This is a genomic window from Komagataeibacter europaeus LMG 18890 (assembly GCF_000285295.1).
GTDB lineage: Bacteria > Pseudomonadota > Alphaproteobacteria > Acetobacterales > Acetobacteraceae > Komagataeibacter > Komagataeibacter europaeus.
In genome coordinates, this window is record NZ_CADP01000041.1 from 1 (window position 1) to 24,849 (window position 24,849).

Sequence of the window (24,849 nt, forward strand, 5' to 3'; positions counted from 1 at the left end):
CGTCTCGCCCGTCCTGCTCACGCGACAGGATCACGAGAATATGGTTTATCGCTTCCCATCGTCCCTCGCGGATCCAACGGTAGAAATAGCCCTGCACGGTCGTGAAGGCGGGAAAATGACGAGGCAATTGTCGCCACTGGCAACCCGTAGTGACGATATAGAGGATCGCCTCCATGACCCGGCGCAAATCCGTACGTCGTGGTCTCCCCAGTCGTTTCTTCTCGGGCATCAAAGGCGCAATCAGCGCCCACTCCGCATCGCGAAGGTCGCTTGCATACTCCAGGTCGTCCCGGCGATACTGCGCGCGGGTGATTTCAGTCCAGGCCATCTTGATCTCATCAGGTTATCGCAAACCCATGAATCATAATCCACTGAAATCACTCAACTCATTTTCGGTCAGACACTAAGGCATGGCATCGCGCCTGTCTTGGTGAGGACTGTCTGAAAACAGAATACTGGTAAATAAAAGTTGCCAGGTGCCGCCTTTTTTGAAAAAAGACGGCACCCGGAACTTTTGTTTTTTAGCAACATGTTGTTTTCAAACAGTCTCTTATCAAAAGGCGACCTTTTCCAACACGCCCTCAGGGAATATATCGCCCCGCCCGCAGGCGTTCGAACAGGTCAAGGAAGGAATCAGGCGTGTACTGGTATCCGGTAAAGCCCAGCCTGCGGCTCAGGCTCATATCGGTCACGCATTCGACGGGACGGCCAAGGTCGGCATCGGTATGCCATGCGGAAGCAAGCTGGCCCAGTGCGACTTCCCGCAGGCCGTGCCGCCGTGCGATATCGGTCCATTGCGGTCCCCTGTCCGCCAGCATGTGTTCCAGTGACGTGGCGTGGCCGGGATACGGCGCCGCGTCAATGCCGAACCATGCCGCCAGTTCGCCCCACAGCCATTTCCAGCGGAACACGTCGCCATTGACGACATTGAACGCCCGGTTTCGCCCGGCAGGGCTGGTGGCCGCCCACAGGATCTGGCTGGCCAGCTGCCGGGCGTCGGTCACGTCCGTCAGGCTCTCCCACTGGGTGGGCGATCCGGGAAAGACGAAGGGCAGCCCCGTCTCGCGGCACAGCGTGGCATAGGCCGCCAGCGTCGTGCCCATGTTCATGAGGTTGCCGATCGCGTAGCCAATGACCGTATGCGGACGGTGGACCGTCCATGCAATGCCCAGCCGCTCCGCTGCCTCGAACAGGGCGTCTTCCTGGCTGTAATAGAAATTTTCCACCGCCAGCCGTGGCATGGTCTCCCGGAACGGCGTCTGTGGCGGGTTCCCCTGTGCATAGGCTTCGAACGGGCCAAGGTAGTGTTTCAGCCCGGTCACCAGGCTGGCATGCACCAGTGCGTGCGGGCGCGGCAGGGCGGCGAACACGTTGCGGACCATCGCGCTGTTGGCGATGCAGTTTTCACGCTCGCTTTCGCGGCGGGTCCATGTCGTGAAAAACACATGCGTCGGCACGATACCGCCCAGCGCCGCGCGCAGGGATTCCGGGTCCAGCGCGTCGGCCGCGACGGGCATGATGGTGCCGGGCAGGTTTTCCGTCCGCCGCGCCAGGCCGTAGACACTCCAGCCCTCCGCGACCAGACGGTTGGCAAGGTTCTGGCCGACAATACCGGTCGCGCCGATGACAAGCGCCCTGTGGGACATTGTGATCCTCCATGAATGGGGTGTGGGCTTCACACGCTGTTGGCAAACGCCATAAAAGGCAATCCGGCACCTTTTCGTGCCCTGGTTACCTGAACGTTCCCATGAGGCCGCCCATGGATATCGCTCCCCTGCCCGACGCCTACCGCCACGCGCCATTTGCGCAGGATTGCGCGCCGCGCCGCCTGCTGCGCCTGTTTTCGGGCAAATGGACCACCATGATCATGCATACGCTGCACCTTGTCGGCGGCGCGTCGCGTCCGGGGCAGCTTCAGCGCGCCCTGCCCGGCCTGTCGAAAAAGATGATGACCCAGACCCTGCGCGACCTTGAACGCATGAGGCTGGTGGAACGCGAGATCATGCAGGTCATGCCGCCGGTGGTCGAATACCGGCTGACGGATCTGGGGCGGGAATTTGTTGAACCGCTGGAAATGCTCTACCGCTGGGGCGCGCAGCACGCGGCGGCGCTGGATCAGGTGGACCGCAACATGGCCATGGCGGATGCGCGCGACGCACCCTGATACGGTGGCCTTCACGCCGCCAGCATGCCGTGGGGGTCAAGGACGAATTTCTTCGCGGCGCCGCTGTCGAAATCACGGTATCCCTGCGGCGCGTCCTCCAGCGGGATGACGGTTGCGTTGACAATGTCGGCAATGGGCAGCCGCCCGTGCAGGATGGCGTTCATAAGACGTGCGTTGTAGCGCAGCACCGGCGTCTGGCCGGTGTGGAATTCAAGGCTCCTGGCCCAACCCTGCCCGAAGCGCAGGATCAGGTTGCCGGTTTTTGCCGCCTCGTCCGCCCCGCCGGGATCTTCGGTGACATACAGCCCCGGAATCCCGACCGACCCTGCGGGGCGGGTCACCTCCATGGCCTGGTTCAGCACGATGGCGGGTTTTGCGTTGCCGCCATATCCCTTTGCCTCGAAACCGACCGCGTCGATGAAGCTGTCCACCTCCGGCGTGCCTGCAATCTGGGCCACCATGTCCCCCAGCCGGTCATGCTGGCGCAGGTCGACCGCCTCGAACCCCACCTTGCGGGCATGGGCCAGCCGTTCTTCATTCAGGTCGCCCACCATCACCACCGCGGCGCCAAGGATGCGGGCGGACGCCGCCGCCGCCATGCCCACCGGCCCCGCGCCCGCGACATACACCACCGACCCCACGCCCACCCGCGCCGTCACGGCCCCGTGGAAGCCGGTGGGCAGGATATCGGTCAGCATGGTCAGGTCGCGGATGCGCTCCATCGCCATGGACCGGTCGGCAAAGCGCAGCAGGTTGAAATCGGCATAGGGCACCATGACGTATTTCGCCTGCCCCCCGATCCAGCCGCCCATGTCGACATAACCATACGCGCCACCCGCCCGGCCGGGATTGACCGTCAGGCACACGCCCGTATCCCCTTCGCGGCAGCACCGGCACCGCCCGCAGGCCACGTTGAAGGGGACCGAGACCAGATCCCCCTTCCGGATCATTTCGACATCACTGCCGCATTCAATCACTTCGCCGGTAATTTCATGGCCCAGCACCATGCCTTTCGGCGCGGTCGTCCTGCCGCGCACCATATGCTGGTCCGACCCGCATATGTTGGTTGAAACAACCTTCAGGATGACGCCATGCGTGATCCGGCGGCCCGTTGGCGTTTCCATTTTCGGGTCGGCGATATCCTGCACTTCCACGTGTTCTGGCCCAAGATAGACCACGCCGCGATTTGTGCCCATTGTCCTGCTCCGTGTCTGTGGGGATATGAAGCGGCATGCGGTTATTTACGGTTGCGCAAATAATCGCGTGTCCCGCGTTCATATATGCCCGGTATGTCCGGGTTCAGGTAACGCCGGTTCTGCTGACGGGTTTTGTGTATTTGTGGGTTCTATATTTACGCATTGGGATGACCCGCTGGCCGCGGCATGACAGCCAGTCATGAATAAAGAAGTTTCTGGTGAAGTTTTGCTCAAAAAGATTCAAAAATGCCGCCTTTTTGAAAAAAAAAGGCGGCACCCAGAAATGTTTATCTGTTTTTGCTACTGCCCCATGCCCGGCGACAGCAGCGGGCGGGTCAGGTTGTCATCCGGGTCGGGGCCGTGGCTGTGCGGTGCTGGCACGTCGCCCACGGGGGGCGCGTTATGCAGGCCGGAATACTGCAGCGGATCAACCCCGAACAGTTTGTTGGGCGCGGGCAGGCTGGCCGCATCCCATCCCCCGCCACACGCACGGATCATGCCGACCTGCGCCTGCAGGTAACGGGTCTGGACCTCGGCCTGCTGTATGCGCGCGTCCAGCGTGCTGACCTGCGCGATCAGCACGTCCAGATAGGTGGCAAGACCGCCCTTGTATAGGTTCATGGTAATGTCCTGTGTCTGGCTGGCCGCACCCACGGCGGCGCGCAGGCGGCCGTTTTCCCCATCCAGCCGGTTGGTGCGCGACAGCCCGTCCTCCACATCGCGAAACGCGTTCAGGATGGTGACACGGTAATGGTCGCGGGTTTCACGGTAGGCGGACCAGCTCTGCTGCAGCTGCGCGCGGCGCAGGCCGCCTTCGAACACCGGCATGGTCACGGTCGCGCCATAGGACCACATGGAATTGGCAAGGTTGGCGAGGTTGAAGCCGTTATCATCAAACCCCCCGTTCATCTGGAATGATACATGCGGATAGAACGCGGCGCGTGCGATGCCGATGGCGCGGTTGGCCTGCGCCATCTGGCGTTCGGCGATCGCGACATCGGGCCTGCGCTGCAGCAGGTCCGACGGCATGGGGGCCGACAGCCCGAAGCGGGTGGCATTCAGGTGGGCATCCGCCGCGATGTGGAAGGATGACGGGGCCACGTTGACCAGCACGGCCACCGCGTGTTCCATCACCTCGCGCTGGGCCTGAATGTCCAGCAGGCGGGCCTGCGTGGTGTAAAGCTGGTTCTGCGCGCGCGCCACATCCAGCTGCGACGCCGCCTGGTCCACCAGCCGGGTCTGGGTCACGCGCAGGGATTCCTGGTAATACCGGATCGACTGGGTATAGATCGCCGCCTGCGCGTCCAGCCCGCGCAGGGTGAAATAATCACTGGCCAGTTCGGCCTGCAGGCTCAGCCTGGCGGCGGCATATTCCGCCGCCTGTTCCTGTGCATAGTCCTTTTGCAACCGCACCCGGTTGCGGATGGAGGACCAGAAATCCGGTTCCCACGATGCCATGCCGCCATAGAATTCATCTGAATCCGTGATCGGTCCCTTGTAGCGGAACAGCCGCTCGGCCGAGCTTTTGTTGTTGCTGCCGCCAAAGGCCACGCCAAAATGCGGCAGCAGGTCGGCCCGCGCCTCGCTTACGATCGCGCGCGCCTGCAAAAAGCGCTCGCTGGCGGCCTGCAGGTCCCCGTTATGGGCCATGGCGGCGGTTTCAAGGTCATCAAGCTGCGGGTCGCCAAAGCTTTGCCACCACTGCACGGGAATGGTGTCGTCCATGGGGTGGGCCACGCCAAACGGGGCCTGCCCCTGCCATGTTGCGGGAATGACGTAATGCGGCGCGTGATAGGCGGGGGCCAGGTCGCACCCCGCCAGTGACAGCAGCGACAGGGCGCACGCGCCGCCCATGCCCGTGGCGCGGCGGATGGTACGGGCCATCATTCGTCGTCCTTTTCATCGGTGTCGTTGCTGTATCCGGCCACGGGCCGGGTCACGCGCACGCTTTCGCCTTCCAGCAGGTCGGCGGGCGGGTTGTCGATGATCCGGTCATCGGGCGTGACACCCGACAGCACCTGCGTCGCGCCATCGCCCATGCGGCCCACGGTTATGGTGTGGAAGCGGGCATGGTTCTGCCCGTCCACCACCGCCACCTGCATGCCGTGTTCCTGAAACACCAGCGCGCCGGTGGGTATGGTCAGGTGCGTTGCCTGTTCGGGCGCGGTCAGGGTGACGGCGGCGAAGGTTCCGGGCCACAGGGCGTGGTCGGTGTTGTCGATCACGAATTCACTCACGCTGGTGCGGGTGTCGGGGTCGTAGCCGCCCGATACGGTCAGGAACTTCGCCTCGAACCTGCGATCGGGAAACTGCGGCACCTGCACGCTGGCCTGCAGGCCGGGCTGGAGGATGTAGGACATGTTTTCGGGGATCGAGACAAACAGCCGCATCTGGTGCGTGTCCGCCACGCTGAACAGTTCGCTGGCCGCGCCCGTGGCGTTCAGGTTGCCGCCCCCTTCATGCACGTAGTCGCCCACGTTGATGTCGCGTTCCGTCACCACGCCGTCAAACGGGGCGACAATGACCTTGAAGCGTTCGAGTGCTGCGTAGCGGTCAAGGTTGTGGCGCGCGGCCTCAAGATCCGCGGCGGCGGATTTCTCGTTCGCGTCCTGAACCGATACCGACTGGCCCGATACCGCCTGCGACTTGCCCATCAGCCGCCAGCGCTGGGCGGTGACCACGGCCAGGTCGTATTTCGCCTGCGAGGACTGCAGGTCGGCCTGCGCCTGCGCGAACTGGGCATCAAGGCCGGGGGTGTTGATTTCCGCCAGCACGTCGCCTGCCGCGACCCGCGCGCCGTAATCCTTGTACCACATCCGCACGTAGCCCGATGCCTGCGGGTAGATGGGGGCCTGGTACCAGGCTTCCACCGTGCCGGGTAGCTCGAGGCTGACATGACGCGCCTCGCGGCGGGGCGAGATGACCATGACATCGGGCACGGAGGCAATGGCGGCCTCCCGCCGCAGGGCCGCCGCATGCTGCACGCGCCCGACCAGCAGGTACCCGCACCACCCCACGATAACGGCGGCGCCGGCCAGCATGATGACTTTTCGTTTTTTCTGGGTGGACATCACTTCATTTCCTCCCGGGCACGGGACGGACGGTTGTGCAGGATTGCGTAGACACACGGCACGAACAGCAACGTGGAGACAGTGGCCACCAGCAGCCCGCCAATGACGGCGCGGCCCAGTGGCGCGTTCTGGGAATTGCTCATGGCCATGGGCACCATGCCGATCACCATGGCCAGCGCCGTCATCAGCACGGGGCGGATACGGCCGTATCCCGCCTCCAGCGCCGCACGCAGCGCGTCGCCATGTTCCTCGATCCGTTCACGGGCGAAGGACACCACAAGGATGGAATTGGCCGTCGCCGTGCCCATGCACATGATTGCCCCCGTCAGTGCCGGGACCGACAGCCGCGTATGCGTCACGAACAGCGCCCACGCGATACCGGCCAGCGCACCGGGCAGTGCGGTGATGATGATGAACGGGTCCAGCCACGACTGGAAATTGACCACGATCAGCAGGTAGATCAGCAGCACCGACACCACCAGCCCGAACACCAGTTCGACATAGGCATGGCGCATGGTTTCGGTCTGCCCGCGCACCACCACGGCGGCGGTGGAGGGCACGTTGCCCCGCGTCTGGTCCAGCACGCGCTGCACGCCGGTCGTGACCTGTCCCAGGTCCGCGCCCTCGGCGGAGACACAGATGTCCACTTCAGGCATGGAGTTGAAGTGCGAGACCTGCCCCGGCGTGCCGGTGGCGCTGACATTGCTGATACCGCCCAGCAGCTGCATGTGCCGTCCCTGCGGGTCGCCATCGCCCTTGTCCACCGGAATGGTCATGAGGTTGTTGAAATGCGTCAGTTGGTCCTGTGACACATACACGTTCAGCGGGAACGTGATGCCCGTGGCCGGGTCCAGCCAGTATTGCGGGTCCACGGTCTGGCTGCCCGACAGCGTCATGAGTTCGTTGTTGGCAAGGTCGGCTTCCGTCATGCCGGTGGCCTGTCCGAAGGTGCGGTTGCCCTGTACGAACAGGGTCGGCGTTTTCATGGTCTGCTGGATCACCACGTCAGCCGCACCGGGCACGCTGCGCAGGCGGTTCACCAGCAGGCGGGCGTAATCATAATTGTCGCGCAGGTCCGGCCCCGAAATCTGTATGTCGATCGGCGCGGGTGATCCGAAATTCAGGATCTTGGCCGTCAGGTCGGCGGGCTGGAAGGTGAACACGGTGCCGGGAAACCGCGCCGACAGGTCGTGGCGCAGGATGGTGCGGTCATTCCACACCGGCGTTTCCTCATCCTTCAGGGCAATGGTGATGTCACAGTCCTGCGTGCCGATGGTGGGCGTGGGAATGAAGGCCTGGTTATGCGCACCTTCGGGCAGGCCGCAGTTTTCGATCATGCTTTCCACCTTGCCGGGGAACAGTTGGTTGACCCGGTCTTCCACCAGCGATGCTTCGCGGCCTGCAACCTCGATCCGGGTGCCAAGGGGCGCGCGCATGTGCATCTGGATCGTGCCTGACTTGGTTTCGGGGAAGAAATCCCGCCCCGCGACCAGGTACAGCCCCAGCGAACAGACCGAGACGCCAAGAAATATGCCCACGAAGCGCCCGCGCCTCGCGATCGCGCGTTCCAGCACGCCGGCATATCCTTCACGGAAGTTGTTGAAGCCGCGTTCAAATGCCTGCTGGAAGCGTTCGGGCAGCCGTTTGGGGTATTGCAGGTTGTGGACCTGCGGCTCGCAATGGTGGGAATCCCCATGTCCCGCCACGCTGTGACCGGCCAGCAGGTATTTGGCCATGGTCGGCACCAGCGTGCGCGACAGGATGAAGGATGCGATCATGGCGAAGATGATGGCCTCCGCCATGGGCATGAACAGCCAGCCCGCAACGCCGCTCAGGCCAAACAGCGGCAGCCAGACAATGCAGATGCAGGTGGTGGCGACAAAGGTGGGAATGACGATCTGGTTGGCCGCGTCGATGATCGCGGGTTCCAGCGCCTTGCCCATTTCCAGATGCGCGTCGATGTTTTCGATCATCACCGTCGCGTCATCCACCAGAATGCCCACCGCCAGCGCCAGACCGCCCAGCGTCATGACATTGATCGTCTGCCCCGCCCAGTTCAGCCCGATGATCGCGCACAAGATGGCCAGCGGGATGGAGGTGGCGATGATGACCGTCGGCCGCCACGACCCCAAAAACAGCAGTACCACCATGCCGGTCAGGGCCGCCGCCGTCAGCATTTCGCGCACGACGTCGAAGATGGAATCCTTAACGAATACCGACGCATCGCCCAGAATGCTGACCTTCACATCCGGCGGCAGCAGTTTCTGGATGCGCGGCAGCAGCGCCTTGGCCCCGGCCACGACATCCAGCGTCGAGGCTTCGCCGCTTTTCATCACGACGATTTCCACCCCCTGCTGCCCTTTCACCAGCACCAGGTTGGTCTGCGGGTGGCCGCCGCGATAGACGTCCGCCACGTCATGCACGTAGATCACGGCATTGCCCACGCGCTTGACCGGGATATCGCCCAGTTCCTTCATGGATCGCGGGGTGGCGTTGGTCTGCACCATCCAGTCGGTGGCCGAGATTTTCTGGTCACCTGCCGGCAGCACGATATTCTGCCCGCGCAGGGCGTTCTGCACGTCCATGGCCGACAGGTGATGCGCCTGAAGCTGCTGCTGGTTCAGCGCCACCATGACAAAGCTGTCCATGCCGCCATAGGCCTGCGGCACCACGGCCCCCGGCACGGTCACCAGCAGCGGGCGCACGCGGATCATGGCCAGCTTGAACAGGTCGGATGGCGTCTGCCTGTCCGACGTGACCTGCAGGGTCAGCACCGGCACGGATGATGCATCAAGGCTCATCACCATTGGCGAGGGGATGTTTTCGGGCAGCTGTTTTATGACCGTCTGGGAAATGGCGGTCACTTCCGCTTCCGCCTTGCCGATATCGGTTCCGGGCTGGAAGTATATGTTGACGATACCGCGCCCGTAATACGAACTGCTTTCCATATGTTCGATGCCCTCGACGGTCGAGGTCACCATCAGTTCGTAATTGTAGATGATACGGCCCGCGAATTCCTCTGGCAGCATGCCGCCATAGGTCCATACAACGGATACGACCGGTATTTTTATATTTGGGAACACATCCGTCGGCGTGCGCAATACCGACATGATGCCAAAGACCACGATAAGGATCGACAGCACCACGAAGGTATAGGGCCGACGCAGTGCGGTCACTACGATGGCGTTCATGGGATGGATAATTCCCTGTAGTACGAAGAACCGCGCGACACCGTGGGCATGCGCCACAGTATTGGCATGCGGTTTTTACTGCATGAATGGGTGTGACGCTTCCCACGCGCTGGTGGGCGGGCCCTAAGGGTTACGGGTCATGTTGGAAATGGTGGACATAAGACGATGCTCCGGCATGATCGGTCACGGGCGGGCCAGCATGGGGGCATGTGGCATCTGCCTGAAACGACAGATACAGCGTTTTTTTACAAAGTATGAACAGATAAGATTTAAAATAATCTTCATTACCGGAAATGTCTGTTATTATTTCCGATAATTTATGAAGTATAATTTATAACTTCTGCATTTTAATAAATAAAAAATCTGTCATCAGGGAACCATTGCCAATATGGGCGGGTTCCCTTCCCCGCTGGCATTTCATGGTAAAAATCAAGTCATTCCCGCCGCGTGGCATGTAACGGCGTGGGCGGGAAAGAAAAACCGTGGGGGCTGTGCGCATATGCGCGACGCAGGTTGATACTGTCCCGTATCCGGCCGGGCGGACGGTGATGACGCTGATCGACGGATGGTTCCGCCATATGGGCGCAGGGTCGCGTGGTGCTGCCGGAAAACCTTCCGCATGTAATAATCATGCCAGCACCGGCATGTCGCGCGGATCCATCACGGCGACAGGCGCGCCCCGGTCCGGCCACATGGCGGTCTTTGTATCGTCATGCATCACGACATGCGTCCCGTGGCCCGTCGCACCCGGAACGGCATATATGCATTCCCCCTCCCGCGGGGTCATTGCATCCGTCCCGAACCGGTAATGCTTTGTCACGCGGCCTGCAACCGTCCCGTCCCGCGTTGCGTTTACCATTTCCCTTTCCAACAGGTGATCCATGCCGCCTGCCCGCCCCCTTGTCGCGGCTGTTCCGGTGCGAAACGAAGCGCAACGCATTGGTCCCTGCCTGCATGCCCTTGCGGTACAGCAGCGCGCCTGCCTGTCCCATGTTGTCCTGCTGCTCAACAACTGCACGGATGGTACGCGCGACGTGGTGCGTGCGCTGGTCCCGTCCCTGCCCTTTGGCGTGGTCGTGGCGCAGCGGACCTATTCCCCGGCCATGGCCCATGCGGGCACGGCCCGGCGGGCGGCCATGCAGGTTGCGGCGGCGCTGGCGGGGCCGGATGGCATCCTGCTGACAACCGATGCCGATGGCCGCGTCGCGCCGGACTGGCTGGCCCATACCCTTGCCGCCTTTGACGCGGGGGCCGACGTGGTCTGCGGCCGCGCCCTGATTGATGCGGAGGAAGCGCGGCTGATCCCCGCCCACCTGCATGAAGATGACCGCATGGAAACCGCCTATGCCACGCTGCTGGACCGTATCCATGACCTGGTCGATCCCGACCCGCATGATCCGTGGCCGCGCCATACGGAACATTCCGGCGCCAGCATTGCGGTAACGGTGGCCGCGTGGCGGCGCGCGGGCGGCATTCCCGCCGTGCCGCTGGGCGAGGACCGGGGTTTCCTGCGCGCCCTGCGGCACGTGGATGCCGCCATCCGTCACGCGCCCGATGTCACGGTGTGCGTGTCGGGCCGCACGGCGGGGCGGGCCTGTGGCGGCATGGCGGACACCATGGCGCGGCGCATGGTTCGGCAGGATGAAATGCTGGATGACAGTCTTGAACCGCCACGGGCCTGCCTGCGCCGCGCGCAGGCGCGCGCGGCGTTGCACCGGCTGCGCGCGCTGCCGCCCGCCACCGGCCCGTGGCATGACGCGGTTGCGGATCTGGCCGCCCTGCTGCGCCTGCCCACGGGCTGCGTGGCGCATATGTCACGTGCCCGGTTTGGCGGCATGGCATGGGACCGGCTGGAAGCCTTAAGCCCGGTATTGCGGCGCGTGCCCGTCCGCCGTGCCGACCTGCCCATGCATATGGACGCGGCACGGCGGATCGTGGACAGCCTGCTGGTGACGCATGCCGCACCCGGCGTCATGCCGGTCCCGGCTCCGGTCGTGACGTCGGTGGTGCGGTGAACGGGGCGTATCACGGGATGAAACGGGTAAAGGTTTTCAGGCGCCGCCTTTTTTTCAAGACAGCTTCGCCTGGAACATCTGTGGGATCAGATGGCGGTTTCAGGGATGGACGGCGCGCCCTCCGGCATGTCCGGCCCGTTGAGCACGTCGATCCGGTAGCGCGCGTACCGCCGGGCATGGGTTACGTGCAGGCCGCCAGCGCGGCAGGTATTTATGAACAGGCGGGCGGCCTCGTTTCCCGTGCATGGCGTATCGGTCGGCCCGGTCCAGTTGACCAGGATGACCGGCGCGCCCGCCTGCCGTACGCGCAGGCATTGCGCGGCAAGGGTGCGGATATCGCGGCGGGACAGGAAATACAGCATCTCCGAAATCACGATCAGGTCGCATGACCGCGCGGGCAGCGGCGGGAACGCGCCCGGCAGCTGCCCGCGATGGAACGACACCCCCGGCAGCCCGGCGCAGCGGTGGCGCGCGCGGCTTAATGCGGCTTCGGCCACGTCCACCGCCAGCACCCGGTCGCATTGCCGCGCCAGCCGCGCCGTCATCATGCCGATGGAACACCCCAGTTCCAGCGCGTGATGGAAATGCTGGCCCGACAGCACGGCCAGCGTCCGGCGGTACTTGTCATGTTCATAGGTCCGCGTTGCAACGCCCCACGGGTCGGCGCGCTGGCTGTGCAGGCGTTCGAATACGGTCCGGGACCAGCTTGTGGCGTTCATGGATGGACAAAGACCTCAAAATCCGTCACCAGCGCCGCAAGCAGGCTGTCGGGCAGCTGGAAACCTTCGGCGTCATCGGTAATCAGGCCGCCGTACTGGCTTTCATGCATGCCGACCGCGCGGGCCTTGGCGGCGCGATGGGCGGTGATGTCCAGCCGCATGCCGCGCGGCGGCGGGTGGTCCAGTTCGCTGTCGGGCGGCAGCAGCCAGCCCCATACGGGATAGGCCAGCAGCGCCAGCCCGCAAAGCCGCTGCACGGCCACGCCCATTTTCCACGTTGCTTCATGATCGCAATGCGGGTCCGCGCGCCATGGGGCGAAAACCGTGGTGCAGCCATGGGTGATGGCCAGATGGGCCAGCCGTGTGGCGATGTCGGTAAAGACCGGCCCGTCATGCGGGGCGGCGGCATCGGGCAGGCCAAGGAAGGCAAGCCGGTCGGATGCAAGGCCCAGGCACGCCACGGCGTCGCGTGCTTCGCGCTGGCGTCTTGCCCGCAGGCGCGGGGCGGGCCACTGGCGCGAATGCGGGTGGGACGCTGCCCCATCGGTCATGATGACCACAAGCGGCGGCCGGCCCGCCGCACAGCACGCGGCGATCAGCCCGCCACAGCCCAGGCTTTCATCATCGGGGTGCGGGGCCAGGACCAGCGCGGTGCCCGGCGCAATGGTGGCAAGGGGGGCAACAGGCAGGCCGCGCAGGGCCGCATGCAGGTGGGCCGCCTTCATGCACGGATGTCCGGCTGTGGCATGTCGCGCTGCGTGAACCATGCGGCGGCTTCGCACAATGTCTCGTCCGGGGCGGGCTGGCGCAGGTAGGTGGCCAGGTCGCGGATGATCCGTTCCACCACGTTGTCGCGCACGAAGGCTGACAGCCCCAGCCCGCGTTCGACCAGTTCGATCGCCTCCAGCCCCGCGCGCTCCACCGCAAGCCGGGCCAGGTTGACGGTGGCGGAAATATCGCCTGCCGCAAACCGGTCATGACCGGTGGCGAGCAGGGCCGCGCGGCGGGTCCATAGCAGGGCGGTTTCCGCCGCGATCAGCGCCATGCCGATACGCGCCTGCTGCGCCGGGCTGCCCGCGCGGCCGCGCGCGGCAAGCTGGCCGCGCAGCAGGGCGCTCAGGCGTTCGATGCCGCCCAGCGCCACGGCCATGCCGCGCCATGCCCCGGCCGAGAATTCGGGCTGGCGCAGGTAGTCCCCCGCCTGCCCCACCAGGGCCGAGGGCAGCACGGTCATGCCGGTCAGGTCGCATTGCCCCGTGCCCGCCCCGCGCATGCCGGTCAGTCCGCCACCGCCGTCATGGACGGCGCGCCCTGCCCCCATCGCCACCAGCAGCATGCGCGTGACATCCTGCCCCGCCCGCGCCGTGACAAGGGCGCGGGTGACATGCCGTGCGCCGGAAGCAAAGGCCTTTCCCCCATGCAGCGTAATGCCGCGCGCCGTCTGGTCCATGCGCAGCGGCGTCGCGCCATCGGTGACCCACAGGCCATACAGCGCGCCGTCATGCACCTCCGCGGCAACATGGGCCAGCTGTTCGGGCGTGCCGTACAGCGCGACAAGGCGGATGGCGTTGACGTGGCCTTCCACCACGCGGCCAAGGGCAAGGCTGCCCTGCCCCACCAGCCGCAGCATGTGCAGAAGCCCCGCCGCCACGTGCGGTTCGGTGCCAAAGCCCAGGCCGCCCAGCGTCTGCGGCAGGGCCGCGGTCAGTACGCCAAGCTGGCGCAGGCGGTCCAGCCCGGCGGTGGGGAATGCGGCCCGTGCGTCGTTGACCGTTGCTTCATCCTCCAGTTCCGCGCGACAGGCGGCCAGGGCGTCGAAGGGAAAGGTCATGCGGCAATGCCTTTATGTTTCAGGAGACTGTCTGGTGATAACCAGCTGATAAAAAAAGTTTTTGGGTGCCGCCTTTTTTCGGAATGGCGGCGTCCTTCCGAAGCCTGAAGGCTTCACCAGAAACGTCCTTCGGTTTTCCGGTGCTGTCACGGGCTGGCTTTCCAGACGGTCTCCTGGCGGAAAGGGAACAGGCCGGGCAGAACCCACGTGCTGCCCGCCTGCAGGCACAAACAGTGCCGGTGGGCTGTTGGTTCCCTGCGCGGTGTTACAATCGGGCGGGTCCATCCGTGCCCTGCGTGCCGGTCATGGGCCCGCGCTTTTCATGGTCTGCCGCATGTGCCAGTGTTTTCGGGACATGGGGCGGGACGCTGTCGTCATGCCCCAGCCAGATCCAGACGGAAGGCCGTTGCAATGAAGCTGTATTATACGCCGGGCGCGTGCTCGCTTGCCGCGCATATCATCCTGAATGAAACCGGGCTGCCGCACAGTCTTGAACAGGTGGACCTGAAGGCCAAGCGGACCGCCAGCGGGGACGACTACCTGAAAATCAACCCGCGCGGGGCCGTGCCCGCGCTGGAAATCGCACCGGGCACGGTGCTGACGCAGAACGTGGCGGTGCTGACCTATATCGGGCAACAGTCGGGCAATGTCGCCCTTCATCCTGCCCCTGATACGGTCGAATTCTTCCGCCTGCTCGAAGCCATCGGGTTCTGCGAGGACGTGCATGGCGCGTTCGGCGCGCTGTTCGCCCCGGAACTGCCCGATGTCATGCGTGAACGGCTGCTGGCGAATGTCACCCGCCGCCTGAAGCAGGTCGAAGCATTGCTGGAGGCAGGCGGCAACGGCCACATGCTGCCCGCGGGCTTCACGCAGGCGGATGCGCTGATGGCCGTGATCCTGAGCTGGGCCGGCCCGCTGGGGATCGACCTTTCGGCCTGGCCCCGCGCCTGCGCCCTGCGTGACGCGGTGTTCGCCCGCCCGGCGGCACAGAAGGCCCGGCGCGAGGAAGGGCTGGACTGAACCGTACACGCGCATGGCCCGGACACCAGCGGCATCCGGGCCATGCGGCCGTGAAAACCGGCGCCGCGGTCAGCCGGGCTGGATTTCGATCTTGCGTTCGGTCGGCTTGGCCGGTTCACGACGCGGCAGGGTCACCTGCAGCACCCCGTCCTTGATGCGGGCGCTGATTTTGTCCTCGTCCACGCCTTCGGGCAGGCTGAAATGCTCGGAAAACGCGCCGAAGCTGCGGGTGGAGACGTGCTGTTTCTGCTCCGCCGTCACGGGGCTTTTCTTCTCGCCCGAGATGCTCAGCACGCCGTTGCTGGCGTTCAGGGTTATGTCCTTTTCCGAACAGCCGGGCACTTCGATATAGATGTGGTAGCCGGTTGCGTCCTCGGTAATGTCGGTGGACCCGATCCGGCCGGAGCCGAACGTGTCGGGCGCGCGGTAGTCGTCGATCAGCCGCCCCACCTGGCGCTGCAGCACCGCGAACGGGTCGGCCGCCCGCGCCGTGGCTGTGGTCGTACGGACCGGTGTCGCGACAAATGTCGGTCGTGCAATCATGGTCATTGCTCCTCGATACATGTCATTGGGCGGTCTGTCTGGGTCATGTCCGCCCTGCACCATGAATGCTGGGGCCAATATCCGGCCCCGACCGTGACACAGATCAATCCTGCCATGCGGTCCATTCCATGCAGGGCTGTCCTTTACTTTATCGCAACGACAGGGGACGGGATTTATGCCATGCCGCGCCTGAATTTGTGCAATGCAGGGCAGTATTGCAGCAATATATTACCTCCGCCGCTTCTGCATGCCGCCAGAAAGGCTATATCCTGCGTGGTCCGTTATAACATGCGGCAACCCGTATCGGGTTCAACCAGAATGGAAAACATGCATGTCAGTTGAAAACACGCTTCGCGACGCCATCCAGAAGAAGTCCGTGGTCGGCTTCACCTTCGATGGCAAGAACTACACCGGTTCCCCCCACGCGCTGGGTGAGCGCGATGGCACGCCGCATGTCCTGATCTATCGCGGCGAGGACGCCCACGAAAAGCGCGTGCCCCCCACGGGCGAATGGAGCGTGCTGCCGCTGTCCGACATGACCGACATTCGCCTGCTGTCCGGTGAATCCTTCCACGTCGGCCATCCCGATGCGAAGGTGAAGGCGGAACTGCACAAGGTCAGCGTTGGCTGAACCGGCCGGATGCCCCGCCCGTTCGTGGCGGGGCATTGGACAGGCATTGGACAGAAGTTCCTGAATCAGCGCCTAATGGGGCACGATCAGGTGCAGCAGGCTGGCCGCGCCGAAGAACACCGCCGTGCTGAGCGACCAGATGGCGATGAACCATGCGATCCGCACGCCCGCGTGGCGGGGCGCCCTGTCCCCGTTTCCCACGACAATATCAGTGATAGCCATCGCTCTGGGTCACCTTTCCACGAAATACACGATACGAATGGATGGTATAGGTCAGGATGATGGGCATCATGATGGCGGTGCCGACCAGCTGGAAAAACTGGCTGGAGGGCGGTGAGGACACATCCCACAACGTCAGCCCCGGCGGCACGGCATAGGGCCAGACCGTAATCCCCAGCCCCGACAGGCACAGCCCGAACCAGCCCAGCGCGCAGGCGAACGGCACCCGCGTCTGCCCCCGGCGCAGTGAGCGCGCCAGCACGATACCCAGCACGACCACCAGCACCGGCACCGGGGCCACAAGGGCGATGTTGGGCCAGTCGGTCCAGCGCCGCAGGTAGGGCGCATGCAGCAGCGGCGTCCAGGCTCTGACCGCGACAATGCCCATGAACAGCCCGATGGCCAGCCATCCCGCCCACCGGCGGCACGCCGCTTCCAGCCCGCCCGTGGTGCGCCACACCAGCCACGTCGCCCCCAGCAGGGCGTAGCCGCACATGACCGCCACCCCGCACAGGATGCTGAACGGCGTCAACCAGTCCAGCGCGCCACCGGCAAACGCGCCGTCAACAACCCTGATCCCCTGCACCACGCCACCCAGGATCACCCCCTGGCAGAACGCGGCAATGGCGGAACCGGCCATGAACCCGCCCTCCCACAGCCGTTCACGCGGGGTATCGCGGGTCAGGATGCGGAATTCAAACGCCACGCCGCGAAAGATCAGCGCCAGCAGCATCACCACGACGGGCATGTAGAACGCCGGCAGCAGCGTGGCATAGGCCCCGGGGAACACGCCATACAGCACCGCGCCCCCCAGTACCATCCACGTCTCGTTCCCGTCCCATACCGGGGCGATGGTGTTGATCATCACATCGCGCCGTCCCCGGTCGCGTTCCAGCGCGAACAGCATGCCGATGCCAAGGTCGAACCCGTCAAGGATGACGTAAATCGAGATCGCGGCCACAAGGATCACCGCCCATATGACCGGCAGCCAGTAGGAAACGTCCATCATGTCTCAGGCTCCTTCGCCATGGGTGGGGTCAACGACCGCCGGGTGGCTGCGGGCAGCCAGTATGTCGGGGGCGTGGTCGGGGCTGGTGCCGTGTTCGCCGGTATGCGGCGTGTGGCCCAGCAGGCGCACCAGCATCCCGATCCCGGACCCGAACACCAGCACGTACACCACCACGAACGCCGTCATCGACACCGCCATGGACGACAGGGCGTTGGGGGCCACGCTGTCGGACGTGCGCAGCAGGCCATAGACCGTCCAGGGCTGGCGGCCGACCTCCGTCGTGATCCAGCCGCACAGCAGCGCCAGGAACCCCGCGGGCGCCATGCACAGCGCGACGCGGTGGAAAAGCGGGGTTTCATACAGCTTTCCCCGGTGGCGCAGCCACAGCGACCACAGGCCCACCGCCACCATCAGCATGCCAAGGGCGACCATGATGCGGAAGGTGAAGAAGATGACATAGGACGGCGGCCGCTGGTCGCGGGGAAAATCCTTCATCCCCGGCACCCTGCCGTTCACGCTGTGGGTCAGGATCAGCGACCCGGCCAGCGGCAGTCTGACAGCATAATCCGTATGTTCGGTCTTCATGTTGGGAATGCCGAACAGCAGTTCGGGCGCGTGGTCTTCCGATACCCAGTCCCCTTCCATCGCCGCAATCTTGGCGGGCTGGTATTTCAGCGTGTTCAACCCATGCGCGTCGCCTGCCATGATCTGGATGGGGGCGACGATGGCGGCCATCCACATCGCCATGGAAAACATGACGCGCACGGGTTCACTGGCCACCTGGCCCCGCCTGCGCGCCTTCAGCATGTGCCATGCCCCGGTGGCCCCCACGATGAAGGCCACCGACAGGAACGCCGCCAGCCCCATATGCACCAGCCGGAAGGGAAAGGACGGGTTGAAGATGATCGCCAGCCAGTCGGCGGGCATGAACCGCCCCGTGGCGGGGTCGATGGTGTAGCCGCGCGGGGTCTGCATCCATGAATTGGATGACAGGATCCATGTCATGGAAATCAGGGTGCCGACGGATACGCAGCATGTCGCGGCAAAATGCAGTCCGCGCCCGACCCGGTTCATGCCGAACAGCATGACGCCCAGGAAGCCTGCCTCAAGGAAAAAGGCGGTCATGACCTCATAGGACAGCAGCACGCCGGTAATCGGCCCGGCCTTGCGTGAAAACACCGACCAGTTGGTGCCGAATTCATACGACATGACCAGTCCCGACACCACGCCCATGCCGAATACGATCGAGAACACCTTGATCCAGTATCGGTACAGGTCAAGGAAGACCGGTCTTCCCGTTCGCAGCCACAGCCCTTCCAGCACGGCGAGATAGGCCGCCAGCCCGATCGAAAACGCCGGGAAGATGATATGCACGCCTACGGTAAAGGCGAACTGGAAACGCGCCAGCAGCAGCGCGGGATCATGGACGGTCTGCATCGATAACTTTTCCAAACCTGGGAACAGGGTACGCCCGCGCAGGGACAGGGCCACGCCGGGCCTGCCTGTCACGCGGAATGTCGCGGCATGAACCACAACGCGTCAGGCACGGTGCTAGATCAGTGAAAAGATGCGTGTCCAAGACCTTCTGCGCATGTCATGATAACCATGGCTTATCAAACAGAGCCCTGCCAGAGGTTGCGTATATGAAACCGCACGCCGCCCATTGATATCGGGGCGGAATTTTCCATGTGTGTTGCAGGGGTGTTCCCGATGCGCATGGCAGCCGTCGCATGGGGGCGCGACTGCCATGCCCCCTGTTGCGGGTGACGGGGGGCAAGGGATTACGCTATGTCTGGTCCACGACAGTCGGGTCATGCGCCCCGCCTTTGGTCCATTTATAAGGATATGAACATGGTCAACCCACTGGAAACCACCCCGCAGACCGAGGCCCGCATCACCGCGAAGGCAAAGGAACTGTGGGAAGCCGATGGCAGGCCGGGCTGCGGGCCGGATGCCTACAGGGAAAATGCGTCGGAACTGATCGGGATGGAAAGCAACCCCGACGCCGGCCAGATTCCCGTGGACTCCCCCGTGCCGCTTGACGCGAACGGCCAGCCGATCGAGGAAGCGTTTCTGGAAGAAAACCTCGGCAATTCCGGCGGCAGCATGGACGAACTGGATGATAAACAGGAAGTCCCCTTCGCCACCCGGCAGGAAGAAGCAGACGCGCTGAAAAACCAGTAATCCCGAAAACCGGCGGCGGGCAGCCCTTCATGCGGGTTGCCCGTCTGCTGTCCTGCCGGTGCCGTCTTTTTTGAAGCTTTTTGCAAAAAGCTTCACCAAAAACTTCTGTCCCTCCATCCCTGCTGGAAATACTGCGCGGCCAGTGTTACCGCCTGTCGGTGCAGTTCTCGGTCCCCGCGCGTCAGCACACCCGGCAGTTCCTGCATTTCGCGCATATGGACCCGTGCGAAACCCGGGTCACGCCGTGTGATGGACGCGGTATTGTCGATCAGGCCGGCCAGCCTGATCGTCTGGCCCTTGGCCGATGCCGTGGCATGATGCCCATGACGTTGCGCATATGCAATGTAAGTAATGATATCGTATAACAGATGTATTGCGTGTATTTTCCGTCATGCAGCGAAGCGGTAGCGTGAACGCGGCCGCCCCCGCGCCCATTCCCCGGCTTTTCATGTGATACGTGACTGGGAATTATAAAGTACTCGGTCTTAATTATATTATGAAACTGACCTGTTTTTTGTCCGGACGAAGCGTAACCGTGCCTTATTTATTTTATATTCGGAATGCGGAACCGCCGGGATGATGTGCCGTTGATGTTCCCACAGCGCGCATTTTCGGGGTTGCTTCCCCAATGAAGCCCAGCAGGGCGCCGGGGAAAAACAAGGACCTTCTGTAGCCGCTGTGATATGGAAAGGTGAGGATCATGAGCTATCATATCTCCCTGCACACACGTACCAGCCAGCCCGCATTCGCACCGGCCGACAGCCGTGGTGGTGGGGGGGCCGCGCACAATCCCGGCAACTTTGCCAATGATCCCGCCCGCGCGTCCGAAGCCGGGCACAAGGGTGGACAGCACAGTTCCGGCAACTTCGCGAACGACCCGGAACGCGCGGCGGAAGCCGGCCGCAAGGGCGGCCAGCACAGCCATGGCGGGCATACGGCGGAAAAATCGACATCCGCCGCCAGCACCCGTACCGGCGGCACGCCCAAGGCGACGCAGCACGGTTCGGGCAACTTTGCCGATGATCCCGAACGCGCGGCGGAAGCCGGGCGCAAGGGTGGCCAGCACAGCCACGGCAAATCGTAAGTAACCGGGTGGGCGGGACCTTTAGCGGGTTCCGCCCAACCTGCCTGTTATCCATGAATGCCCCCGCCGCGGCATGATCATGTCCCGCTGGCGGCGCGGCCTTCATGACATGCAAGGAGAAGCACCATGTCCGCTTCAATGACAAACAATACGACAGACGGGTCCATGACCGGCAAAATGACTGGCGATATCGCCGGCAGGCATGACCTGATTTCTTCCGACAAGGTCGAGGGCACGTCCGTGTACTCCCCGTCGGGCGAGAAACTTGGCACGGTCAGGTATTTCATGGTGGACAAGGTCAATGGCGACGTCGCCTATGTCATCATGAGTTTTGGCGGCTTCCTGGGCATGGGCAACAGCTACCATCCCCTGCCGTGGAAAGCCCTGCATTATGACAAGGAACGCGGCGGCTACATTGTCGCCCTGACACGCGAACAGCTTGAAGCCGCCCCCGCCTATGCCGAGGACACGTCCCCCGACTGGACCAACAGCCAGTACGGCAGCCAGGTCGATACCTATTACGGCGACCTGCCGAAAATGTAAGCCGGGTCCGGGCCGGTAGAACATGTAACCACAGGCCACGGCGTCATGCCATGGCCTGTGGTTTTTTTCGGGCAGGCCACGAATGCAGTGTCATGGTCATGCCTTTTTTTTGCAGAAGACGACCCGGAAACCGGCCGTCAGGCGGATTGCGGGATAATGCCGATCATCTCCCCCTCGGTCGGTTCCGGGACCGGCGGCAGGGTCATGACCTGATCGGGCAGCGCCATGCGGGCGGGCGGCATGGGGTCCAGTTTCTGCGGCTGGCCGGTCTGCAGCGCGCGTTCCACCGCCGCAAGGACGCGCACGTCGCGCAACCCTTCCTCCCCATCCGGTTCGGGGTCGCGGTCATGCAGGATGCAGTCGGAAAAATAGGCGATTTCCCCGCCAAACTGCTCCACCGGGTCATGGCGGTGCGTCTGTTTCCGTCCGTTTATGCTGGTGGTGTAGGTAATGCCGACGTTGGGGCCAAACATGTAGCACGGGCCCGCGGTCACGCTGCCCCTGTCACCGACCAGCGAGAAATTCTCGACCGGCGCGCAGGCATAGCTGACCAGGAAATGCGCGATCCGCCCTTCGGCAAAGCGCAGGGTGACGGAAACCGTATCATCAAAATTGAACCGCCGCCCCGGCGTTTTCGCGCCCACGGCGTGGACCTCCACCGGTTCGCGGGCAAACAGGTTGCGCACCGCATTCAGCGGATAGGTGCCCATGTCGGGCACCGGGCCGGACCAGTAGCCGGAATGGCCGCGATGGTTGGCTTCGGCAAAATTCTGCCCGAACATGGAACTGAAGGCCATCAGGTGCCCGAAATCCCCATTGCGACAGCGTGAGATCAGTTCCACCGTCCCCGGTTCGCAATGCAGGCGGTACGCGATCATGAGCTTGCCGCCGCCGCGTTTCTGCGCATCCAGTATGGCCTCGCAGTCCGCGACGCTGGTCGCCATGGGCTTTTCCAGCAGCAGGTGCAGCCCCGCCTCCAGCACGGGCACCGCGTACTGCCGGTGCAGCGCGTTGGGGGTGGCCAGATAGACCGCATCAATATGGCCCGAACGCAGCAGCGTGGGCAGGTCATCATAATGACAGGCCGGAATGTCGTAACGCGCCGCCAGCCTGCGGGCCTTTTCCGGGTCGCCTGTCACCAGCGCGGCCAGCACGGAATTCTTCGCCCGCGCCATGCCCGGCATGAAGGCCTGTTGGGAAATCTGGCCACCACCAATGACGGCGTAACGGATTTTCCGGGCGTCTGTATCGGGTGTCATCGCATGCCTCCACGCTGGGTTGTCGTGCTGGCGGGTGAACGTGGCCCCGGGGCATGGGTTGCGATGGATCTGGCCGCCTGATTTTCATGCGGTCGCGGGTCGATATAAAATAAAACCGGAAATAATGACGGGCGTTACATCACAACGCCGCCTGTCGCGACGTTACCGTCAAAGGATAAACGACAATGATCGCCCGTCCCCTTCGTATCGCGTCGCTTGTGGCTTTTGCGCTGTGCCCCGGTGTTGCGGCCCACGCCCAGGGCAACACGCCCCCCCGGATGCCGGTCGAGACCATGCCCGAGCGTGGCGCGCCCTCCACCTCCACATCCCGAACGCCGGACAGCGCGTGCCGGACACAGGACACCGCGCACGGCCATTCCCACCCCTGCCCGCGCAAGGATCCCAGCAACCCGAGCATACCCGGCACGCAGCCCGGCGGGGGCGCGGCACCTTCATCTTCCTCCACGCCGCCTACGGGCAACATGGATGAATGACATCAGGTGGTGGCGGACTTCATGATGACCAGCCCGGCAAGGATCAGCAGTGCCGCGATGATGCGCGACGGGCTGGCGGCCTCGCCAAAAATCAGGATACCGGCCAGGAAGGCCCCGACCGCCCCGATGCCCGTCCATACCGCATAGGCCGTGCCCAGTGGCAGGGTGCGCATGGACCACAGCAGCAGGCCGAAGCTGATCGTTACCGCCACCAGCGTGACAACCGTGGGCCACAGGCGGGTAAAACCTTCCGACTGTTTCATGGCGGTTGCCCATATTATCTCGAACACGCCCGCTACGATCAGGGCTATCCACGCCATCAGTTTCTCCATCAGGCCGGGATGGCCGGAATTTCCCTGCCACGGCAGGGGATTACTGCCGCGCACACCTAGCCCACATTGATGTATGATCGCAACGATTAAATGACCGGCCGCTGGTGGCGTGGTCCCGTCCCTGCCTGCCGCCGCCAGTGCCGTCCTGCCCGGCCGGCGGCGTCCGCATATCTGCGAAAGGCGCATCCTGTCCCGCCGACCCCCATATGGCGGGGGCGGCCGGATCGGATGCGCCTTTCATGCCTGTCGCCCGGCCGGGCACGGATGCGCGCCGGACCGGGCGACAGGACGGGAAGGACCGGCCTGGCCGGAACCTGTCCCGTGAACAGTCCGCTAAACGGAAACGGCCGTTTTAGCGACGGCCGTGATGGTCTTCGTGGCGTTCGCCGCCAAAGCCGCCTTCGCGGCCCTCACGGTGCTCCCCACCGAAACCACCCTCGCGACGTTCTTCGCCAAAGCCGCCTTCGCGGCCTTCGCGACGTCCCTCGCCAAAGCCACCTTCGCGGCCTTCACGGTGTTCCCCACCGAAACCGCCTTCACGGCCTTCGCGGTGTTCTTCATGGCCGCCAAAAAAGGACTGGGCCTGCGCGGCCACCGGCAGCGATGCGCCAAGCGCCAGCGCAAGCATGATTGTGCGTTTCATAATGTCTCCTCCGGGTTACAAAGTGGTAACATTGTGGAATTGACGGGGGGATGGAAGGGGATGCTTTGTTACAAAAAGATACCACAAGGGTCCATTATCAGGAATTTACTGGTAATGTTTTATGAAAAACGAATAATTTCCTTACGCTACCCAGCTATGCATGGATATTTTCAGTCGGTACAATTAATTCATCGGTAATCATTTGGCGTATGCCACCCGCTTGACCTGCATGATGATCGCGTAGCGGTGATCGGGGATTCATACAATCATCACATTCATGGCCCGGTGTTTTTGTTAGTGTCTGACCGAAAATGAGTTGAGTGATTTCAGTGGATTATGATTCATGGGTTTGCGATAACCTGATGAGATCAAGATGGCCTGGACTGAAATCACCCGCGCGCAGTATCGCCGGGACGACCTGGAGTATGCAAGCGACCTTCGCGATGCGGAGTGGGCGCTGATTGCGCCTTTGATGCCCGAGAAGAAACGACTGGGGAGACCACGACGTACGGATTTGCGCCGGGTCATGGAGGCGATCCTCTATATCGTCACTACGGGTTGCCAGTGGCGACAATTGCCTCGTCATTTTCCCGCCTTCACGACCGTGCAGGGCTATTTCTACCGTTGGATCCGCGAGGGACGATGGGAAGCGATAAACCATATTCTCGTGATCCTGTCGCGTGAGCAGGACGGGCGAGACG

At 63.5% G+C, this 24,849-nt stretch carries 26 protein-coding genes; 9 read left to right on the forward strand and 17 right to left on the reverse strand.

Features of this window, described 5'->3' with window-relative positions; all coding sequences use genetic code 11:
* Positions 1-328, reverse strand: a 328-nt coding sequence (locus GEU01_RS12200; protein ID WP_019086247.1) for a transposase, incomplete at its 3' end; no start/stop codon positions are given.
* A 253-nt stretch (positions 329-581) separates the two neighbouring features.
* Entirely contained in the window at positions 582-1,646 is a 1,065-nt protein-coding gene (locus GEU01_RS12205) for an SDR family oxidoreductase (protein WP_019086315.1), read from the reverse strand.
* Positions 1,647-1,759: 113 nt separating this feature from the next.
* Between GEU01_RS12205 and GEU01_RS12210 the strand changes: the two genes are divergently transcribed.
* Complete coding sequence (locus tag GEU01_RS12210) at positions 1,760-2,164, forward strand: winged helix-turn-helix transcriptional regulator (RefSeq protein WP_232272513.1); 405 nt, start codon at positions 1,760-1,762, stop codon at positions 2,162-2,164.
* A gap of 11 nt (positions 2,165-2,175) precedes the next feature.
* Here the strand turns inward: GEU01_RS12210 and fdhA are convergent, their stop codons facing one another.
* The 5 genes from fdhA to GEU01_RS12235 all read right to left on the reverse strand — a co-directional run bounded on the left by fdhA (position 2,176) and on the right by GEU01_RS12235 (position 10,481).
* Positions 2,176-3,360: a formaldehyde dehydrogenase, glutathione-independent gene (gene fdhA, locus GEU01_RS12215; RefSeq protein ID WP_019086317.1), complete on the reverse strand. Its 1,185-nt coding sequence runs from the start codon at positions 3,358-3,360 to the stop codon at positions 2,176-2,178.
* Between the two features lie 300 nt (positions 3,361-3,660).
* Positions 3,661-5,247 (reverse strand): efflux transporter outer membrane subunit, encoded by a 1,587-nt coding sequence (locus GEU01_RS12220; RefSeq protein WP_019086318.1) that lies wholly within the window; start codon positions 5,245-5,247, stop codon positions 3,661-3,663.
* Positions 5,244-6,431, reverse strand: a complete 1,188-nt coding sequence (locus GEU01_RS12225; RefSeq protein ID WP_010509980.1) for an efflux RND transporter periplasmic adaptor subunit — start codon at positions 6,429-6,431, stop codon at positions 5,244-5,246. Before GEU01_RS12225 ends, GEU01_RS12220 begins: the two co-directional genes overlap by 4 nt.
* The gene (locus tag GEU01_RS12230; RefSeq protein WP_019086319.1) at positions 6,431-9,622 is read right to left on the reverse strand and encodes an efflux RND transporter permease subunit; all 3,192 of its coding nucleotides are present in this window, start codon (positions 9,620-9,622) and stop codon (positions 6,431-6,433) included. Before GEU01_RS12230 ends, GEU01_RS12225 begins: the two co-directional genes overlap by 1 nt.
* Before the next feature lie 628 nt (positions 9,623-10,250).
* The gene (locus tag GEU01_RS12235; protein WP_232272514.1) at positions 10,251-10,481 is read right to left on the reverse strand and encodes a hypothetical protein; all 231 of its coding nucleotides are present in this window, start codon (positions 10,479-10,481) and stop codon (positions 10,251-10,253) included.
* A gap of 22 nt (positions 10,482-10,503) precedes the next feature.
* Here GEU01_RS12235 and GEU01_RS12240 point away from each other — a divergent pair, with 22 nt between their 5' ends.
* A complete protein-coding gene (locus GEU01_RS12240) occupies positions 10,504-11,637 on the forward strand; it encodes a glycosyltransferase (protein ID WP_019086321.1) in 1,134 nt (377 codons plus the stop codon).
* Positions 11,638-11,723: 86 nt separating this feature from the next.
* Here the strand turns inward: GEU01_RS12240 and GEU01_RS12245 are convergent, their stop codons facing one another.
* The 3 genes from GEU01_RS12245 to GEU01_RS12255 are packed head-to-tail and all read right to left on the reverse strand — an operon-like array spanning position 11,724 to position 14,187.
* Positions 11,724-12,356, reverse strand: a complete 633-nt coding sequence (locus GEU01_RS12245; protein WP_019086322.1) for a class I SAM-dependent methyltransferase — start codon at positions 12,354-12,356, stop codon at positions 11,724-11,726.
* Positions 12,353-13,081, reverse strand: coding sequence for a PIG-L deacetylase family protein (locus GEU01_RS12250; protein WP_019086323.1), 729 nt, complete (start codon positions 13,079-13,081; stop codon positions 12,353-12,355). Before GEU01_RS12250 ends, GEU01_RS12245 begins: the two co-directional genes overlap by 4 nt.
* Entirely contained in the window at positions 13,078-14,187 is a 1,110-nt protein-coding gene (locus GEU01_RS12255; RefSeq protein WP_019086324.1) for an acyl-CoA dehydrogenase family protein, read from the reverse strand. Before GEU01_RS12255 ends, GEU01_RS12250 begins: the two co-directional genes overlap by 4 nt.
* Before the next feature lie 411 nt (positions 14,188-14,598).
* On the opposite strand from GEU01_RS12255, the gene GEU01_RS12265 reads away from it, so the two are divergent.
* A complete protein-coding gene (locus tag GEU01_RS12265; RefSeq protein ID WP_010509994.1) occupies positions 14,599-15,207 on the forward strand; it encodes a glutathione S-transferase N-terminal domain-containing protein in 609 nt (202 codons plus the stop codon).
* Positions 15,208-15,276: 69 nt separating this feature from the next.
* Here the strand turns inward: GEU01_RS12265 and GEU01_RS12270 are convergent, their stop codons facing one another.
* Positions 15,277-15,750 carry an Hsp20/alpha crystallin family protein gene (locus tag GEU01_RS12270; RefSeq protein WP_231290007.1) on the reverse strand — a complete coding sequence of 158 codons (474 nt, stop codon included), beginning with the start codon at positions 15,748-15,750 and terminating at the stop codon, positions 15,277-15,279.
* Between the two features lie 331 nt (positions 15,751-16,081).
* On the opposite strand from GEU01_RS12270, the gene GEU01_RS12275 reads away from it, so the two are divergent.
* Positions 16,082-16,381 carry a hypothetical protein gene (locus GEU01_RS12275; protein WP_019086326.1) on the forward strand — a complete coding sequence of 100 codons (300 nt, stop codon included), beginning with the start codon at positions 16,082-16,084 and terminating at the stop codon, positions 16,379-16,381.
* Positions 16,382-16,453: 72 nt separating this feature from the next.
* On the opposite strand, the gene GEU01_RS25560 is transcribed toward GEU01_RS12275, so the two are convergent.
* From GEU01_RS25560 to GEU01_RS12290, 3 genes are read right to left on the reverse strand one after another with little or no spacing between them, the layout of a single operon-like run.
* The gene (locus GEU01_RS25560; RefSeq protein WP_010509999.1) at positions 16,454-16,603 is read right to left on the reverse strand and encodes a hypothetical protein; all 150 of its coding nucleotides are present in this window, start codon (positions 16,601-16,603) and stop codon (positions 16,454-16,456) included.
* Complete coding sequence (gene cydB / locus GEU01_RS12285) at positions 16,590-17,609, reverse strand: cytochrome d ubiquinol oxidase subunit II (protein WP_019086327.1); 1,020 nt, start codon at positions 17,607-17,609, stop codon at positions 16,590-16,592. The genes GEU01_RS25560 and cydB overlap by 14 nt, the downstream gene beginning before the upstream one ends.
* Positions 17,610-17,612: 3 nt before the next feature.
* Entirely contained in the window at positions 17,613-19,046 is a 1,434-nt protein-coding gene (locus GEU01_RS12290; protein WP_026018708.1) for a cytochrome ubiquinol oxidase subunit I, read from the reverse strand.
* A gap of 414 nt (positions 19,047-19,460) precedes the next feature.
* Between GEU01_RS12290 and GEU01_RS12295 the strand changes: the two genes are divergently transcribed.
* From GEU01_RS12295 to GEU01_RS12310, 3 genes are all read left to right on the forward strand, one after another.
* A complete protein-coding gene (locus GEU01_RS12295; protein WP_010510006.1) occupies positions 19,461-19,793 on the forward strand; it encodes a DUF2934 domain-containing protein in 333 nt (110 codons plus the stop codon).
* A gap of 700 nt (positions 19,794-20,493) precedes the next feature.
* Positions 20,494-20,877, forward strand: coding sequence for a con-10 family general stress protein (locus GEU01_RS27540; protein ID WP_010510011.1), 384 nt, complete (start codon positions 20,494-20,496; stop codon positions 20,875-20,877).
* Between the two features lie 138 nt (positions 20,878-21,015).
* Positions 21,016-21,420 carry a PRC-barrel domain-containing protein gene (locus GEU01_RS12310; protein ID WP_010510013.1) on the forward strand — a complete coding sequence of 135 codons (405 nt, stop codon included), beginning with the start codon at positions 21,016-21,018 and terminating at the stop codon, positions 21,418-21,420.
* A 137-nt stretch (positions 21,421-21,557) separates the two neighbouring features.
* On the opposite strand, the gene GEU01_RS12315 is transcribed toward GEU01_RS12310, so the two are convergent.
* Positions 21,558-22,679, reverse strand: coding sequence for a Gfo/Idh/MocA family protein (locus tag GEU01_RS12315; protein WP_019086330.1), 1,122 nt, complete (start codon positions 22,677-22,679; stop codon positions 21,558-21,560).
* Between the two features lie 185 nt (positions 22,680-22,864).
* On the opposite strand from GEU01_RS12315, the gene GEU01_RS12320 reads away from it, so the two are divergent.
* Positions 22,865-23,173, forward strand: a complete 309-nt coding sequence (locus tag GEU01_RS12320; protein WP_019086331.1) for a hypothetical protein — start codon at positions 22,865-22,867, stop codon at positions 23,171-23,173.
* Between the two features lie 2 nt (positions 23,174-23,175).
* Here the strand turns inward: GEU01_RS12320 and GEU01_RS12325 are convergent, their stop codons facing one another.
* Together GEU01_RS12325 and GEU01_RS12335 are read right to left on the reverse strand one after the other, a co-directional pair.
* A complete protein-coding gene (locus GEU01_RS12325; RefSeq protein WP_010510019.1) occupies positions 23,176-23,493 on the reverse strand; it encodes a DMT family transporter in 318 nt (105 codons plus the stop codon).
* A gap of 364 nt (positions 23,494-23,857) precedes the next feature.
* Positions 23,858-24,148, reverse strand: coding sequence for a hypothetical protein (locus tag GEU01_RS12335; RefSeq protein WP_019086334.1), 291 nt, complete (start codon positions 24,146-24,148; stop codon positions 23,858-23,860).
* Positions 24,149-24,521: 373 nt separating this feature from the next.
* Here GEU01_RS12335 and GEU01_RS12340 point away from each other — a divergent pair.
* A partial coding sequence (locus GEU01_RS12340) for a transposase (protein WP_019086247.1) occupies positions 24,522-24,849 on the forward strand: 328 nt, incomplete at its 3' end.